General features: G+C 38.7%; 15 protein-coding genes. 5 read left to right on the plus strand and 10 right to left on the minus strand.

Features of this window, described 5'->3' with window-relative positions; translation table 11 throughout:
• Window positions 1-63 precede the first annotated feature (63 nt).
• The 3 genes from GTH24_RS10805 to GTH24_RS10815 are packed head-to-tail and all read right to left on the minus strand — an operon-like array spanning window position 64 to window position 3640.
• On the minus strand, window positions 64-2025 hold the full coding sequence (locus tag GTH24_RS10805) for a DNA topoisomerase III (RefSeq protein WP_115349883.1): 1962 nt from the start codon (window positions 2023-2025) through the stop codon (window positions 64-66).
• 4 nt (window positions 2026-2029) lie between these two features.
• On the minus strand, window positions 2030-3073 hold the full coding sequence (gene selD, locus GTH24_RS10810) for a selenide, water dikinase SelD (RefSeq protein WP_072068310.1): 1044 nt from the start codon (window positions 3071-3073) through the stop codon (window positions 2030-2032).
• 15 nt (window positions 3074-3088) lie between these two features.
• Complete coding sequence (locus GTH24_RS10815) at window positions 3089-3640, minus strand: NAD(P)H nitroreductase (RefSeq protein WP_164526398.1); 552 nt, start codon at window positions 3638-3640, stop codon at window positions 3089-3091.
• A 546-nt stretch (window positions 3641-4186) separates the two neighbouring features.
• Between GTH24_RS10815 and sppA the strand changes: the two genes are divergently transcribed.
• From sppA to pncA, 3 genes are all read left to right on the plus strand, one after another.
• Window positions 4187-6043: a signal peptide peptidase SppA gene (gene sppA / locus GTH24_RS10820; protein WP_164526399.1), complete on the plus strand. Its 1857-nt coding sequence runs from the start codon at window positions 4187-4189 to the stop codon at window positions 6041-6043.
• Between the two features lie 245 nt (window positions 6044-6288).
• Window positions 6289-7311: an asparaginase gene (ansA, locus tag GTH24_RS10825; protein ID WP_072068313.1), complete on the plus strand. Its 1023-nt coding sequence runs from the start codon at window positions 6289-6291 to the stop codon at window positions 7309-7311.
• A gap of 22 nt (window positions 7312-7333) precedes the next feature.
• Window positions 7334-7978 (plus strand): bifunctional nicotinamidase/pyrazinamidase, encoded by a 645-nt coding sequence (gene pncA, locus GTH24_RS10830; protein WP_072068314.1) that lies wholly within the window; start codon window positions 7334-7336, stop codon window positions 7976-7978.
• 107 nt (window positions 7979-8085) lie between these two features.
• On the opposite strand, the gene GTH24_RS10835 is transcribed toward pncA, so the two are convergent.
• Window positions 8086-8367, minus strand: a complete 282-nt coding sequence (locus tag GTH24_RS10835) for a YeaC family protein (RefSeq protein WP_072068315.1) — start codon at window positions 8365-8367, stop codon at window positions 8086-8088.
• 82 nt (window positions 8368-8449) lie between these two features.
• Window positions 8450-8887, minus strand: coding sequence for a peptide-methionine (R)-S-oxide reductase MsrB (gene msrB / locus GTH24_RS10840; RefSeq protein ID WP_072068316.1), 438 nt, complete (start codon window positions 8885-8887; stop codon window positions 8450-8452).
• 343 nt (window positions 8888-9230) lie between these two features.
• Between msrB and gapA the strand changes: the two genes are divergently transcribed.
• Together gapA and GTH24_RS10850 are read left to right on the plus strand one after the other, a co-directional pair.
• On the plus strand, window positions 9231-10226 hold the full coding sequence (gene gapA, locus GTH24_RS10845) for a glyceraldehyde-3-phosphate dehydrogenase (RefSeq protein WP_072068317.1): 996 nt from the start codon (window positions 9231-9233) through the stop codon (window positions 10224-10226).
• Window positions 10227-10340: 114 nt separating this feature from the next.
• Window positions 10341-11225, plus strand: a complete 885-nt coding sequence (locus GTH24_RS10850; RefSeq protein WP_164526400.1) for a D-hexose-6-phosphate mutarotase — start codon at window positions 10341-10343, stop codon at window positions 11223-11225.
• Window positions 11226-11330: 105 nt separating this feature from the next.
• On the opposite strand, the gene GTH24_RS10855 is transcribed toward GTH24_RS10850, so the two are convergent.
• The 5 genes from GTH24_RS10855 to fadR form a co-directional block, all read right to left on the minus strand.
• Entirely contained in the window at window positions 11331-12083 is a 753-nt protein-coding gene (locus GTH24_RS10855) for a MipA/OmpV family protein (protein ID WP_115349887.1), read from the minus strand.
• A gap of 79 nt (window positions 12084-12162) precedes the next feature.
• A complete protein-coding gene (hypF, locus tag GTH24_RS10860) occupies window positions 12163-14481 on the minus strand; it encodes a carbamoyltransferase HypF (RefSeq protein WP_164526401.1) in 2319 nt (772 codons plus the stop codon).
• A gap of 49 nt (window positions 14482-14530) precedes the next feature.
• Complete coding sequence (gene alr, locus GTH24_RS10865) at window positions 14531-15643, minus strand: alanine racemase (protein WP_072068320.1); 1113 nt, start codon at window positions 15641-15643, stop codon at window positions 14531-14533.
• Window positions 15644-15656: 13 nt separating this feature from the next.
• On the minus strand, window positions 15657-16961 hold the full coding sequence (locus tag GTH24_RS10870; protein WP_164526402.1) for a D-amino acid dehydrogenase: 1305 nt from the start codon (window positions 16959-16961) through the stop codon (window positions 15657-15659).
• Window positions 16962-17435: 474 nt separating this feature from the next.
• Window positions 17436-18155: a fatty acid metabolism transcriptional regulator FadR gene (gene fadR / locus GTH24_RS10875; RefSeq protein WP_072068321.1), complete on the minus strand. Its 720-nt coding sequence runs from the start codon at window positions 18153-18155 to the stop codon at window positions 17436-17438.
• Between the last annotated feature and the right edge of the window lie 110 nt (window positions 18156-18265).

Here is an 18265-nt window from a genome sequence, read left to right on the forward strand (position 1 = left end):
TCTTTAATCATTATTCAAAAAAACACTTCCTTATTATTTAAGGAAGTGTTTTTTATTTATGGCTTAATTATCAGTCGTTGCTACTTTACTCTGTGCTTTATTTTTTGTGTTGCTTGCTTTGTTACTTCCTTTAGTTACTGTCTTGCGCTTTTTATTATGCGCTGGTGCAGGAAGATTTCTGAAAGCTTGAATATTAGGGCGACGTTTTGCCTGAGTAATTAGCTCTACCAATGTATTATTTAATGGCATCATGAAATCTTGATATTTAAACTGCTTCTCACTAATTTGTGTGAGTATCGATTCCCAATGTGCAGTCATATCCGGTAAGGTTGCCATATCTGGTAATACATGAATTAATGCTCTACCCGCTGGCGTTGAATTAATGGCTCGTCCTTTTTTTTGCAAAAAACCACGTTTAAACAGTAATTCAATGATACCCGCTCTTGTCGCTTCAGTACCTAATCCATCCGTCGCTCTTAGGATTTTCTTAAGTTCTTTATCTTGAACAAAGCGCGCAATACCTGTCATGGCTGAAAGTAATGTTGCATCTGTAAAAGGCCTTGGAGGTTGCGTTTGTTTTTCAACAATCTCACCTTTTTCACACAACAGTTCATCACCTTTTTTTACTATAGGTAATGCAGAACCATCATTTTCTGAATCTTGCTCTTTGGCACCTAATAACACACGCCAACCTGCTTGAGCTAAAAATCGAGCTTTAGCAATAAATTTACCGTTTTCAATATCAAGTTCAATCACGCATTTTCGATAAACCGCATCAGGCATAAATTGCATTAAATATTGGCGAGCAACAAGATAATAAATATTTTTTTCGTTTTCATTTAATGAAATATTACCTGTTTTTGCAGTTGGAATAATGGCATGGTGCGCATCCACTTTCTTGTCATCCCAACAACGATTCTTTTTATCAATATCTAAGGTTTCTTGCGGTAATAAACTTCCATCATGCACGCTAATAGCATTAATCACCGCATGACGGCCTGCAAAATGTTCATCTGGGAGATAACGACTATCAGAACGGGGATATGTGATTAGTTTATGTGTTTCATATAATCGCTGACAGGTATCTAAGACTTGTTGTGCGCTTAAACCAAATCGTTTTGCGGCTTCAATTTGTAATGCTGAGAGCGAAAACGGTAACGGTGCGATTTCAGATTCTTGTTTATCTTGATAATCCGTAACATTGGCTGGTTTGTCTTTAATTCTATCAACAACATGCTCTGCCAGTTTTCGGTTTAATAATCGCCCCTCTTCATCTTGCCAAGGTTCACAATGCTCACTAGGCTGCCAAATTGCAGTAAAGCGTTCATCCGCGGGAGTCACTACATGCGCTCTTACTTCAAAGAAATCTTTAGGAACAAAATTTTCAATTTCTTCATCACGGCGAACCACTAAACCAAGCACAGGGGTCTGTACTCGCCCTACAGATAATACACCTTGATAACCATTGCGCTGACCTAAGAGCGTATATGCTCGAGTCATATTTATTCCATAAAGCCAGTCAGCTCTTGCCCTTGCTAAAGCGGATACACACAATGGAATAAATTCATGGTTATAACGTAGCTTATCAATAGCGCGCGTCACTGCAGCGGGGTTTAAATCATTAATTAAGCAACGACGCGCCTGTTTCCTTTGGTCTTCGCTGATATTTAAATAGTTAAGCACTTCATCAACTAATAACTGACCTTCACGATCGGGGTCACCCGCGTGGATCACTTCTTTTGCCTGCTTAAGTAGTGTCTTGATTGTTTCTAACTGCTTTTTTACATCAGCTCGGGGCTTGAGTTGCCATTTTTCTGGAATAATAGGCAAATCATCTAACGACCAGCGGGCGTACCGCGGGTCGTATGCATCCGGCTCAGCTTGTTCAAGCAAGTGACCAACACACCATGTCACATACTGGTTATCACCACAAAGAATAAAGCCATCCCCCCGTTTATGAGGTTTTGGCAATACATCAGCGATAGCGCGAGCAAGGCTGGGTTTTTCTGCAATAAATAATCTCATTACGTTAGTTAATCACTTCAATCAACGCTTTTCCTGCCACTGGCTCAGTTAACTCGCCGATAGAGGTTAGTTCTATATCAAAACGAGCAGCGACGTCTTTAACTTGTTCTACAGCTTCAGGTAATACAGCTAATAATAACCCACCTGAGGTTTGTGGATCGCAAAGTAATTTGCGTTGCATTTCAGTAACTTCACCAATTAAGTGACCATAACTTTCGAAATTACGCCCTGTACCACCTGGTACACAACCTTTTTCAATATATGATTCAACTTCTGGCAATCTTGGCACTTGTGAAAAATGAATGGTAGCTTGCACACCAGAACCATCACAAATCTCACTCAAATGACCTAATAAACCGAATCCTGTAACATCGGTCATTGCAGTAACACCTTCGATATTAGAAAAATCAGCACCAGCTTTGTTCATACGACACATAATTTCTGTTGCTAAACCTTGGTGTTCTGGTTTTAACAAACCTTTTTTCTCAGCCGTTGTTAACACACCAATACCTAAAGGTTTGGTTAAAAATAACTGAGATCCTGCTTTCGCTTCACTGTTTTTCTTTACTTTGCTCACAGGTACAACACCCGTTACAGCAAGTCCGAAAATAGGCTCTGGTGCATCAATAGAATGTCCACCAGCCAGTGAAATTCCAGCCTCTTGACAAGCGGCTCGTCCACCTTCAATCACTTCACGTGCAATTTCAGGTGCTAATTTATCAATAGGCCAACCTAAAATAGCAATTGCCATGATAGGTTTTCCGCCCATAGCAAAGATATCACTGATAGCATTCGTTGCAGCAATGCGCCCGAAATCATAAGGGTTATCAACGATAGGCATAAAGAAATCAGTGGTGCTAATAATACCTGTACCATTCCCTAAATCATAAACAGCGGCATCATCTTTGGTTTCATTACCCACAAGTAAATGAGGATCATGAAATTTAGCTTGCTCACTATGCAAAATAGTTTCTAAAACTTTTGGCGAGATCTTACAACCACAGCCTGCACCATGACTGTATTGTGTTAAACGAATTGCGTCAGACATAACATGCCATCCTTTTTAAAAATAAGTCACAAAATCAGTTAAGTCAGCAGGAGAAACCGTGTTTGGCGCTTTTAAGGCTGGTGTACCTAAATACAGAAAGCCAATAATTTGCTCATGTTCACCACAGCCAAGTCCTTCTCTTACGACTGCATCATGAGTCCAAGAGCCTGAACGCCAAATTCCCCCAAATCCTTGTGCAACAGCGGCCATTTGCATTGCTTGTACACTACAACCAGCAGCAACCACTTGTTCCCATTCAGGCACTTTCGGATGATCTTTCACTTTTGCAATAACTGTGATGATCAAAGGGGCACGAAAAGGTGCATTTTTTGCTTTTTCTTCAACTTCTGGCCCTAAATTACCCACAACAGCCGCTTTATGTAGCAATTGGCTAAAACGCTCAATACCTTCGTTTTGCATCACAATAAAGTGCCAAGGCTTAAGTGCGCCGTGATCAGGCGCGCGCATGCCCGCTTGTAAAATAGTATTGAGGGCTTCACTATCGGGGGCTGGAGTAGTCAGTCGAGAAGCTGAACGGCGGTTCAAAAGCAGCGTTAATGCATCCATTTTTATTCTCCTGTCAGCATTTTATTTTAGCAAGATCCCATTCTTATGGGGATGGACAGTTCTTATCAATTCGCAGTATAACAAACTGTTATATTACCACCATCCACAGATTTAGGCGGGAATTTTTCCAAAAATCAGTTGTGTGGTTATTTAATCGTAATTTATTGTTCATAAAATGATTAATCTTAACTTACCTAAGTTAATTTAAGCTTATTTTGATCCTACTTTTCTTTTTAATTCGACTATTTCCTATATTACATTGATACCTTTTTATGTGACCTTTTTTAGTTATTTTCACGTAAGATAAATGTTTACTTAATAACACCTTAACCAAAAGGTTGTCATTAATCGTTTCCTAAAAATCAATGACAGACATTCAATAAGAGCTATATTAGAATATTCCTTCATTGTTATTGCTATTCCCTCTATTGCTAACAACATATTTTGTTTTAATAGTATGAGATTATGTGGATGTAGCCTGCTTACCAATAATTCTAGCATGACTGTTTAGGATTAAAATTTAGCTTTACATGATGTGGAGATAATATGAATAAAATTATGGAGTTAATCGGCGCAATATTAAAGTTTAGTTGGCAAGCCATTAACTTTATCAGGAAATTAATCTTAAACGTTATTTTCTTTTTCCTTCTTTTTATGGTCTTTGGTATTTTCTTAATCACCAAAGAGGCACAAAAGCCGGTTGATTATGAAGGCGCCCTTCTTGTTGATCTTAAAGGTGTGATTGTTGACCAAACCGCAACACAAAACCCTTTAGGTGAAGTTGGACGTGAGCTTTTAGGTGTATCAAGTAGTCAACTTCAAGAAAATTCCTTATTTGAAGTCGTTGATACGCTACGCCTAGCTTCTCAAGATCCGAAAATTAAAGGAATGATATTAAAACTTGATGAATTCGCAGGTGCTGATCAACCGTCACTAAATTATATTGGTAAAGCGCTTAATGAGTTTAAAAAGACGGGTAAACCTATTTTTGCAGTAAGCGGTTATTACAGCCAGCCTCAATATTACCTCGCCTCTTATGCCGATAAAGTATATCTCACGCCTCAAGGTGCCGTGGGTGTTTACGGTTTTGGTTTTCAAAACCTCTATTACAAAACGCTGCTAGAAAACTTAAAAGTCAGTACCCATATTTTCCGCGTAGGCACCTATAAATCTGCGGTTGAGCCATTAATGCGCAATGATATGTCAGCAGAGTCTCGTGAAGCTTCATTACGTTTAGTTCATGCACTGTGGTCTACTTATTTAACCCAAGTTGCAGAAAACCGTAGCATTACCAAAGACGATGTTTTCCCAGGTGCAAAAGAGATGATTGCACAGCTACGTAATGCAGATGGCGATAACGCCACTTATGCACTAAATCGTAAATTGGTAGATTCTGTCAGCTCATACGCTCAATTTGAAGCAGATATGACAGAAACCTTCCAGTGGGATAAAGAGAATAAGCAATTTAAAAATATCAGCATTTATGATTATGCTGATACGCTAACCTCATCATTGCCTGCAAGTGATGAAGGAAATATTGCCGTAGTGGTTGTTCAAGGTGCCATTATTGATGGTGAAAGTATCCCCGGCTCTGCGGGGGGGTCAACTATTGCAAATCAAATTCGCCAAGCTCGTTTAGATCCGAACATTAAAGCGCTTGTATTACGCGTAAATAGCCCTGGTGGTAGTGTTTCAGCTTCAGAGCAAATACGCAGTGAAGTAGCTGCTTTTAAACAACAGAAAAAACATGTGGTTGTATCAATGGGTGGCATGGCGGCATCAGGTGGATATTGGATCTCAACCCCTGCAAATAAGATTATTGCCAGCCCTTCAACATTAACAGGCTCTATTGGTATTTTTGGCGTTATTAATACGTTTGAAAATAGCTTAGAGTCTATTGGTGTTTATACCGACGGTGTAACAACTTCATCCTTAGCCGGATTATCTGTCACTAATAAACTACCGGAAGAGTTTGCAGAGCTTTTACAGCTAAATATTGAAAGTGGTTATAAAACATTTCTTAATTTAGTGGCTGAATCACGCAAGAAAACTCCTGCTCAAATTGATCGAATTGCTCAAGGTCGTGTATGGGTAGGAATAGATGCAAAAAATGTCGGTTTAGTCGATGAATTTGGTGATTTTGATGATGCTATTGATACAGTTGCTAAAATGGCAAAAATCGACCAACCGGTTATTGATTGGATGAAACCTGAATTAAGTCTGTCAGAACAGATCATAATGAGTTTATCCTCTAATGCAAAAGCGCTTATTCCTGATCCATTACAAGCTTATTTGCCAGCACCTGTTTTAAAAGAAGTTAAAACACAAACAGAGTTTTATCGCAATATGAACGATCCGCTAAATCGCTATGCGTATTGTTTATCTTGTGGTGATATTCAATAATCTTTTCAATCTATACACCTGCTCAGTTAGAGTAGGTGTATTCTTCTATTTTTTCCGACTTTTGATAGAATGATATTCTGATGAATACTTTTTGTTCGTTTATATTCAAGCTATTTTTAACACAATGATTTAAAGCAGATATTAGATAACCTCTATTTTCTTTTTTTTAGCCCCCTTTCCTTTTTTTATTCTACAAACTCCCTATAATCAGGTATTTCTCACAGCTTAATAAGAGTGCTTGTCTGATGCAAAAGAAATCAATCTACGTTGTTTATACTGGCGGTACTATTGGTATGCAACATTCTGAACATGGCTATATTCCTGTATCAGGACATTTACAACGCCAATTAGCTAAAATGCCAGAATTCCATCGTGAAGAGATGCCCGATTTTACAATCAAAGAGCACCTTCCTTTAATTGATTCTTCAAATATCACACCTGAAGACTGGCAATCTATCGCTGACGATATTAACGAAAATTATCATAATTATGACGGATTCGTTATTCTTCATGGTACTGATACCATGGCATTTACGGCCTCAGCACTCTCTTTTATGTTTGAGAACCTCAGTAAACCCATTATCGTCACTGGCTCTCAAATTCCTTTAGAAGCTTTACGCTCTGACGGACAAACGAATCTATTAAATGCGCTCTATTTAGCTGCACATCACCCAATTAATGAAGTCGCGCTTTTCTTTAATAACACGCTGTATCGCGGTAACCGTACAGTAAAAGCACATGCAGATGGTTTTAATGCGTTTGCATCGCCCAATAGCGCCCCTCTTTTAGAAGCTGGGATTAATATTAAGCAATTTAAAATTAATTCATTTCCAAAAGGAAAAGGGGAATTTATTGCACATAATATTACACCTCAACCCATCGGGGTTGTCACAATTTACCCTGGCCTTTCAGATGAGATCGTTAAAAATATTCTGATGCAACCAGTGAAAGCATTAATATTACGTTCTTATGGCGTGGGTAATGCACCATCACACCCAGCTTTACTTTCTACATTACGCGAAGCAACAGAGCGTGGCATTGTGGTTATTAATCTTACACAATGTATTTCTGGTCGAGTGAATATGGAAGGTTATGCAACAGGCCAAGCCTTAGCTGAAGTCGGCGTTATTAGTGGTTACGATATGACATTTGAGGCGACATTAACTAAACTGCATTATCTCCTTAGCCAACAATATGATCACACTGAGATTTGTCGCTTAATGCAACAAAACCTTCGCGGTGAAATGACATTAAACGATAACGACTAAGCTTAATAAAAGGGCAAATTTAGTGAAAAACTCTGCGCTATTACTGGTTGATATACAAAACGATTTTTGTACAGGGGGCGCTTTAGCTGTTAACGAAAGTGAGATAGTTATTCAAACAGCCAATCAGCTCATTAATGGTTTCAAGCAAACTAAAAGCCCAATTATTGCAAGTTTAGATTGGCATCCAGCCGATCATCTTAGCTTTGCTGAAAACTCAGGTACCGTTGTAGGTGAAATTGGTAAACTAAACGGGTTACCACAAGTTTGGTGGCCAGTTCATTGCGTGCAAAACTCTCACGGCGCGGCATTCCACCCAGAACTCAATCACACATTGATTAACCATATTATTTACAAAGGCCAAAACCGCCTTATTGACAGCTATAGTGCCTTTTTTGATAACGACCATGAATATCAAACAGGCTTACATACCCTTTTGCAAACGCTTAATATAAAACATCTTTATATTCTTGGTATTGCTACTGATTACTGCGTTAAATTTACAGTACTGGATGCTTTACAGCTAGGTTATCAAGTATCTGTTATTACTGACGGTTGCCGTGGTGTCAATATTCAAGATAACGACAGCCAAGTAGCGCTAGAAAAGATGCAAGCGAAAGGAGCGACATTAATAGATTCAGCACATTGGCTTAATCGTAACAATCAATAGGTTCGTTATTTTTTTATCTTCTTAAAATCAGAAAGAGGCTACTTTTAACCAATTCAGTTAATAAATAGCCTCTTTTTTATGCTAATTCTATCCATTCACCATATGTTTTAGTCATCATCGATTGGCGTTAGCGTTGCCAAACGTTCAGATTGAAACTGAGCTTTTAATTCTTGTTTGCTCTTCATGGTAATTTGCCCATTAGTGCCTACTGTCATATGCTCAGGTGTGTGGTTATTTTTTGCTTGCCATAATAAAACAATCTGCATGCAATGTTCTTTTTGTTCATCAGTCAATGCAACGCCGTCAGGCCATTTGCCTAATTCAACTGCGGTTGAAATACGCTGATAAATTTCAGGGGTTACCATCGAAATAAGTTCATTAACTTCCATTGATTGCTCCATAAGTTAAATAATCACTCAAAATGGCTGAATCGTTTTTTCACTTGTTATTATTTTGTTAATTTAATAGCTATCAACCTTTCTGCTCTTCACCTGTCTCACTGTTTGTAAATGACAGTGAAGCTGAATTAACACAATAACGCTCCCCTGTAGGGGCTGGACCATCATTAAAAACATGACCTAAATGTGCATCACACTGCTGGCAACGTATTTCCGTTCTTTTCATATTATGAGAAAAATCATCAATATAGCGGATCGCATCACTATTAACAGGTTGGTAAAAACTAGGCCAGCCACATCCTGCATCAAATTTTGTATCTGAATAAAATAAGGGAGCAGAACAACATAAACAGTGATAAATCCCAGTTTGACGATTATGTAATAACTTACCACTAAACGGAGGTTCTGTGCCGTGTTGCTGCGTCACATAACGTTGCATTTCATTGAGTGTTGATAAATCAAGGTGATTGTTATTACTTGAAATATTCACTTTCTTTTCATTATCTGCCATATCGACCTCGTGCTCAGAAAAATGCTTTTTAAAACAACAGTGAATAATAACAAAGATTTAACAACAAATCTGGAAAATATAGTCTAAAATCATCAAGAGTAATCTTTAGTTTTTGAAATGTGATGAATTTCACATAACGGAGCAAAGGTAACTTCATTTATCGGCGTTGATCCCGATAATACACAGCGTAACATTTAGCTAAAACGACCAATCTTTAAGCGAAAAGTGTTTTTTTAATTGATTTTTTGCAATTATTGACACGATTCCGCTTGACGATTGGCGCGGTTTTGGTAACTTTAGAAGCAACTTTTTAATTCACTAAATTAAAGCTGGTGGAATACATATGACTATCAAAGTAGGTATTAATGGTTTTGGTCGTATCGGCCGCATCGTTTTCCGTGCTGCTCAAGAACGTTCAGATATCGAAATCGTAGGTATTAACGATCTGTTAGACGCAGACTACATGGCATACATGCTGAAATACGATTCAACTCATGGCCGTTTCAACGGTACTGTTGAAGTAAAAGATGGCCACCTCGTTGTTAATGGTAAAACCATCCGCGTAACTTCAGAAAGAGATCCAGCAAATCTGAAATGGAACGAAGTCGGTGCTGACGTTGTTGCAGAAGCAACTGGCCTGTTCTTAACTGACGAAACTGCTCGTAAACACATTCAAGCTGGCGCGAAAAAAGTTGTTCTGACTGGTCCTTCAAAAGACAACACTCCTATGTTCGTAATGGGCGTAAACCATAAATCATACGCAGGCCAAGATATCGTTTCTAACGCATCTTGTACTACTAACTGTTTAGCGCCTTTAGCTAAAGTTATCAACGACAACTTCGGTATCGTTGAAGGTCTGATGACGACTGTTCACGCAACAACTGCAACTCAACGTACTGTTGATGGTCCTTCTGCAAAAGACTGGCGTGGTGGTCGTGGTGCTTCTCAAAACATCATCCCATCATCAACTGGTGCTGCTAAAGCTGTAGGTAAAGTTATTCCTGAACTGAACGGCAAACTGACTGGTATGTCTTTCCGTGTTCCTACTCCTAACGTTTCTGTTGTTGACCTGACTGCACGTCTGGAAAAACCAGCTTCTTACGCACAAATCTGTGATGCTATCAAAGCAGCAGCTGAAGGCGAGCTGAAAGGCGTTCTGGGTTACACTGAAGATGCAGTTGTTTCAACTGACTTCAATGGCGAAGTTCTGACTTCAGTATTTGATGCTAAAGCAGGTATCGCTCTGAACGACAACTTTGTTAAATTAGTTGCTTGGTACGACAACGAAGTTGGTTATTCAAACAAAGTTCTGGATCTGATTTCTCATATCTCTAAATAATTAGAGCTTAGAAAATCAAGATTTTGCTTAGAGCCACCTTTTAGGTGGCTCTTTTATTTTCCAGCCAGTCAGTTTATTGTATTGAAATAGTCAGTGACAGAAGGCCCAAAGATAATGAACGAGAAAATTTTTTCATTGCCGATTATTGAACAAATATCACCTTATTTAAGTCGTCGGCAATTAGGTGAACTTCCTATCCTTGTTATTTCACATCCTAAAGTTCGAGCAGCTATTAGCCTTCAAGGTGCACATTTAATTGCTTGGCAACCCGCACAAGAACACCCTGTCTTTTGGCTCAGTGAAGCATCACTCTTCACTCCCGGTGTTGCCATTCGTGGTGGCATCCCTATTTGCTGGCCTTGGTTCGCTTCAGCAGGTACACCAAGTCACGGATTTGCACGTATTCTACCTTGGGAATTTAGCGCCCACACAGAACAAGATGACGGCGTGCTTATTACAATGACACTAAAAGAGAACCAACAAACACAAAAATATTGGCCTCATCCGTTTACTCTAATTGCTCGTTTTAAGTTAGGGGCAACTTGTGAAGTAGAATTAGAATCTTATGGTGATTATGACGCGACAGCCGCCCTTCACTCTTATTTTAATGTGAGTGATATTGATAATGTCTCTATTACCGGCTTAGGAAGCCACTACATTGACACTGTGGCAGACAAAGAAGTCTATACTGATGAAACCGCATTACGTTTTAATGGACGCACTGATAGGCTTTATACAGAGCCTGACGATTTTAATCTTATTCATGATGATGGTTGGGATCGCACAATTGAAGTTCATCATTATCACCATAGTGATGTGGTATGTTGGAACCCCGGCGCAGAGCTTGCAAGTTCAATGAAAGATATGAGTGCAGGTGGCTACCGTAAAATGGCTTGTGTAGAAACTGCACGTATCCATCAACCGTTAAAACCAGATAATGTGCATCCTGGTCGTTTATCTCTAGTAGTGCGTGTTCGTAAAAATATTGCTGAAAAATAAATATTACTCACGTATTACACAAATAAAAAAGCTTCGAAGTTTAAATCGAAGCTTTTTTGTCATAAATGACCTAGTTAAATATCTATAACGTTATACAGTCATTAATTAGAATGTATAAGTCACACCAGTCCACACAATCGCAGTTACAGACTTATTCACCATTGGGCTGTCTTTGACTTCGCTTGGTAAATGGTCAACACGCCCCATAGCAAAGAAGTTCCATTTTTCAGCAAACTTGTAGTTAGCTGAAATCTCGAAATAAGGTCTCCAGCTATCATTTGGCGTGTATTCAGCTAAACCACTACGCTGTGATTCTGCATGAGTAATACCATACGCATAACGATTTTGCTTTTTGTTTTCCCAAACAACACCCGCACCCGGTTGGAAAGACCAATTACCTAATTCGAAAGGATATAAATAGGCGGCATCAGCGATAATACCGTTACTTTTACCCAGCATATCACCAGAAACAATCGCTCTTAAGCTACCCCATGATTCATGGTGTTTATAAGTAAAACCCCCCATCATAGTATCACGACGACGATTCAATTTTTTCATTTGCTCGTCATCACTATCACTTGGCTTATAAGCTTGAGGATAATAGTGTAAATCAACAGAAAGTTGATCTTTAGGGGTGTTCCACAAGTAATACCCTGCGGCTAATGTCGCAAAATAGAAATTTTCTGATTGGTAGTTAACTTGTGGCACTGGTAATAAATAATCTTTTGATTTAGCCCCTTTATAGGGAGTGACTTGTGCTAAGACCGAGCCACCAATTGACCATTCTCCAGCAAATGCTGCTGGTGTGCTAAGTCCTGCAATAACGGCTAAAGAAATGATAATCTTCTTATTACTCACGATGATTTTCCATATTGTCATTAATAAAGTAGCAACCAAAAACCAATTTCAGTCACAATTAACTAATACTGATATTATTTTACCTATAATTATTTTTGTTTTGCATTAAATGTGTAGCAATCAGTGCTTGCCCTAATGCAATACCACCGTCTCCAACGGGCAATATCATAGGGGTTAGTACTTTTTTATTGTTTAATTTTTTCTGAAACAGATGTTTGAGTAATGTGTTATTTAACACACCGCCCGTAAGTACAACGGTATCAATCTGATGTTCATCAGCATATTGCAATGCAATATTGCCTAAACTTTCAGCTAATAAATAATGAAATAGCCACGCCTTTTCACTGGCATTAAGCTTTACACCTTCCCATTGCGACCAAAAAACAGATAGATCAAGCAAATTATTTTTTATAGGCATTAAATGCCCATATTGCTTAATAATTTCCGCTTGTTTTTCTTTTTGACACGCTAATGCTGCTGTTTGTAAGTAACATGCAGCTTCACCTTCCCAACTTATTTCTTTAGGGGCTAATCCTAATGATGCTGAAACCGCATCAAATAAGCGCCCACAAGAAGAGGCTTTAGGTGAATTGAAACCACGTTCTACTGCCTTACTTAATATTTGCAAATCATTACTAGGTATCAACTGGGTGATAACACTACCTTGCCAATTCTTAGAAAAAGTAGCTAAATGTGCGAACCAGTTTCGCCAGGGTTGAATAGAAGCCAGATTTCCCCCAGGCATGGCAACTGCAGGAAGCCCACCTATTCGTTCTGATTTTTGATAATCCACCCGTAGACATTCTCCACCCCATAAAGAGCCATCTTGCCCAAAGCCTAAACCATCAAGTGCAATACCTACTACAGCACCTTGCTGATGGGTATGACCATGTTCGGCAAGGCAAGAAACAATATGTGCATGATGGTGAAAAACTTCAATGACAGGGATATTTTGCGCTTGGGCGAATTGTTTGCCCAGTTGATGGCTAATGTAATTCGGGTGTGCATCGATCGCAATTGCTTTAGGCGTAAAGCGATAAATTTGCTGAAAAAGATCTAATGATTTCATCAGTTGTTGACGCACACTTAAATCATCAAGATCCCCTAAATGAGGCCCCATAATGGCTTGATGTTGACGTAATAAACAAAATACATTTTTGAGATCGCCCCCCATTGCAAGTACTGAGGGTTGTGGCTCAAAATCGTCAGGTAATGAAATAGCATCAGGAACATAACCACGAGAACGGCGGATCATAATACTCTGCTTATCTTCAATACGTACTAATGAATCGTCAGCTCGCTGTATAATCTCTCTATTATGCATCAAGAATAGATCAGCAATATCACGCAGTTGCATTAAAGCATCTTCGTTACTTAACGCAGGAGTGTGACCAGATGCATTTCCTGATGTCATAACCAGTGGAATATTCGTGCCACGCGCTAATAAATGTTGCAATGGATTGGCTGGCAACATAACACCAATTTCAGTTAATCCCGGTGCAATAAGCTCCGAAAGTTTAGACACAGCAGTTTTAGGGACTAATACAATTGGAGCCGCAGTGCTTTGCAAAGTTTGGATAGCCGTTGGAAGAAAATCAGGATCTTGCTTATCTTCTTTAATTTGATCAATTCCAGTGATCATCACAGCTAACGGCTTCGCTGGTCGGTATTTGCGTTTTCGTAATAATGCAACGCTCTCATTATTACGTGCATCACATACTAAATGAAAACCACCAACACCTTTAACAGCAACAATTTTTCCAGCATGTAACGCTTCACAGGCTTGAGTTAATGCAAACTCTTTAATTGCTAACTCTTCACCCTGCTTATCCGCAAGCCAAATATAAGGTCCACACACAGGACATGCATTAGGTTGAGCATGGAATCGTCTGTCTGCAGGATCTTCATATTCATGTTTACATTCAGGACAGAATGGAAATTCAGACATCGAGGTAAATGGCCTATCATAAGGCATTTTTTTTATGATAGTAAAACGAGGTCCACAGTGTGTGCAGTTAATAAAAGGGTAATGAAAACGACGGTTTTGGGGATCAAACAGTTCATCAATACATGCTTGGCAAGTCGTGGCATCAGGTACCACTTGTGTATCCATTTCGCCACCACCACTTTTTACAATAATAAAGTCGGTCGGTAACTGTTCCCATTGATAGGGTGATTCTTCTATACGTTCAATGCGCGCTAATGGGGGGCATTCGGCTTTTAATGCTTCGATAAACAGTGTATTTTTAGGTGAGGGTGTTAAGTGCACTAATACACCTAAGCTGTCGTTACTCACTTGCCCTAATAAACCAAAACGATGGGCTAATTGCCAAACAAATGGACGAAAACCAACGCCTTGAACCTTACCTTTCACACGCAATGCAATGCCGTTACTCATAGGATCACCAAATCAAAATAAATTTAAGCTTATTCTAGTTTAGTGATTATCAACAACTTTCATTTAGATCAGAAAAAGTGGAATTAGGTAGATTTATCATCACTTCAACTGTAACTCTAGGAGCTATTGCACACAGTAATTCATAACCAATAGTGCCACAGGCTGTTGCAACATCGTCAACTGGGAGCTGTTCACCCCATAATTCAACGGGGTTACCATAAGTGACATCAGGGAAATCCGTAACATCAACGGTTAACATATCCATCGAAATACGCCCTACCAATTGTGTTTTATGCCCATTAACAACAACTGGTGTACCATCTGGCGCATGTCTTGGGTAACCATCCGCATAACCACAAGCAACAACCCCTATTCGCATATCACGCTCAGCAATATATCGACTGCCATAGCCTATCTGCTCACCTTTTTTCACTTGTTGAATGGCTAATATCTCACTATTAAATGTCATTACGGGTTGTAAATCGAAATCAGCAATATCTTGCCAAATCCCCGAAGGCGAAACACCATATAAAATAATGCCTGGTCGCACCCAATCTTGATATGTTTCAGGATAAAACAATGTAGCTGCCGAATTTGCTAAACATCGAGGTAATTCTTTGACCATTGCTTGATTAATTACCGCTTTTTGCGCATCCATATTCAGCCCTGTATCTGCATTAGCAAAATGCGACATTTGAATAATAGAACCGATGTTATTGATGCTTTTAGCACGGGCGATAGCTTGTTGATAAACATCAGAACGATAACCTAATCTATTCATTCCACTATTAAGTTTAAGATAGATATTAATGGGGCGTTCTAATTGTGCTTTTTCTATGGCATCAAATTGCCAATCGGAATGCACTGTTGTTGTCAGAGAATAACGTTCTAATAAATAGACATCTTCAGGTTTAAAAAAACCTTCAAGTAAAAGAATGGGTCCAACCCATCCTTGCTCTCTTAGCATAATGGCTTTGTCTAATTCAATTAATGCAAAGCCATCTGTATGACTCAATGCTGGCCAAACACAGGATAATCCATGCCCATAAGCATCTGCTTTCACAACAGACCACACTTTGCTGCCCTTCACTCTCTCTTTGATAACAGACAGATTATGGCTTAAAGCATCGAGGTTAATGGTTACTTTTGTGGGTCTGGACATGTTTTTTCCTCAATTAATAAGCAGCATCAAGTTTTTGCCCTGGTAAGAGCAATTTAGTATTAAAGCCATCGATATAACGAAACACAGATAAATCATCAGCAGCAATCGCAGGTTTATTCCCTGAAATTAAATCAGCCAATAATTGCCCTGAGCCACATGCCATCGTCCAACCTAATGTGCCATGCCCCGTATTTAAAGATAAATTACGATAAGCCGTTGGCCCGACAATAGGCGTACCATCTGGTGTCATGGGCCTTAGTCCTGTCCAGAATGTGGCTTTTTCTATATCACCGCCACCTTGATAGAGATCTTGTACAACCATTTTTAATGTTTCACAGCGTGATTTTAAAACATCCAAATTAAAACCAACGACCTCTGCCATTCCACCAACACGAATTCGCTCATCAAAACGTGTTACCGCAATTTTATAGGTTTCATCAAGAATAGTTGATGTGGGTGCCCTTGAAGCATCAATAATCGGCATCGTGAGTGAATAACCTTTAAGCGGATAAACAGGAATGGCGACTTTATTTTTCAAAAATTCCGTTGAATAAGAACCCATAGCAACAACGTAATGATCCGCGGTAAGTAATCCATCATGGCATTGAACGCCCGCTACTTTATCACCATCAAACAATAAATGTTTGATTTCTTTATTAAATAAGAATGTAACACCAGCGTCTTCTGCCATTTTAGCGAGCTTTTTCGTAAAAATTTGGCAGTCACCTGTTTCATCATTTGGTAAACGCAAACCACCGGTGAGTTTATGACTAACATGCTCTAATGCAGGCTCTGCGAATTTAAGTTGCTCTGCCGTCAATAATTCATAAGCAACGCCTTCTTGCTTTAAGACAGCAATATCATTGGCGGCATTATCAAATTGTTTTTGATCACGAAAAAGTTGAAGAGTTCCCCCTTGGCGCCCTTCATATTCAATTCCTGTATCTTGGCGCAATTGACGGATACAATCACGACTATATTCAGCAATACGCACCATGCGACTTTTATTCATAGTGTAATGTGACGCATCACAATTACGTAACATTTGCCACATCCAGCGTAATTGGAAAAGTGAACCGTCCGGTTTAATGGCTAAGGGTGCATGTTTCTGGAACATCCATTTTACTGCTTTTAATGGAATGCCCGGGGCACCCCAAGGGGTTGCATATCCTGGCGATATCTGACCAGCATTGCCCGCACTGGTTTCTTCTGCTGCACTACTTTGTCTGTCAACAACAATGACTTCATGCCCTTGCTGCACAAGATACCACGCACTCGTTACACCAATAACGCCGCCACCTAAGATGATCACTTTCATGGCAAGACTCCAATAATTTACATTGATATAACATAAGAATAATATTCCATACACAAAAAGCCAATATAGAATAATCATCTAGGCGAATAAAAAAGCAAATTTTAGAGTTAAGTCACACTTGTCTATTATTGAATAAGTTTTTTTCAACGAAAAATCGCTGAATTAACAATTAAAATCAACAAGATATGCGTTTATCAATAAATTATAAGAATATTTATTAATAAATTAATTTATTTAAAAGAGAATTTTATCCGTAGAAAATCCGAATGCAGATTTTATTAAAAACTAAATATAGACAAAATATTAGATTATAATTTTTTAATTAACTAACTTTAGTAACTCTTTTTACTAAAATTAGCCTATTTAAAGCATTGCCTAAAATATGACACTTTATTTTTTTAAAACATAAAAAAACCAGCATCACAAATCAATGAGGATACTGGCCTTTTCTATTATGACAAAAATCACAAAAAATTAGCGTTTAACTTCTTCCAAATCACTAGGAAGTGGTGATTGTAAGCTTTGCCAGATAATTCCACTGTCTTTACCATATTGACGAACGCATTCCATTACATGCTCAACATCTTTCTGTTCACACAATGCAGCTAATTTTTTATAGAATGCTAAAGCAAGTTCTTTGGCTTGAATGTTTGAAAAATAGTAACGACCAACACGCGTATATAGACCTTTCAAACCATTGAGGATAAGACCATAAATTGGATTACCTGATGCGAAAGCTAAGCCACGAAAAATGTTGTAATCTAATTCACTGAATTCATCAGCACTATTTTCTGTCGTTAACTGATGATTTAAAACCTCAATACATTTTTCAGGATTGCTTCTAAATGCAGTGCGGATAAAAATAGCTGAAATATTGGTTCTTACCGCCAATAAATTATCAATTAATTGCGGTACGCGATCATGATCAAGACGAGCTACAGTTTCAAGAATATTAAGGCCAGATGTTTCCCAGAAATTGTTTACCTTTGTTGGCTTTCCATGTTGGATCGTTAACCATCCATCACGAGCAAGGCGCTGTAATACTTCTCTTAATGTGGTTCTTGTTACACCAATTAATTCAGACAGTTCACGTTCCGCTGGTAGGATAGATCCAGGGGGAAATCGATTATTCCAGATACTTTCAACAATATACTCTTCCGCGAAACCTGCGGGGCTTTGAGCCTTAATAACCATATTTTTATTTCTTCCGAAGCGATTTTTCTGCTAATAATGAAAAAGATAATATCAGAATGCTTAATTTTGATATAGCTCAACCATCATTAAATAGTGAGTGGCATCATAAA

This window comes from Proteus vulgaris (genome assembly GCF_011045815.1).
In the GTDB taxonomy this organism is placed as follows: Bacteria; Pseudomonadota; Gammaproteobacteria; order Enterobacterales; family Enterobacteriaceae; genus Proteus; species Proteus vulgaris_B.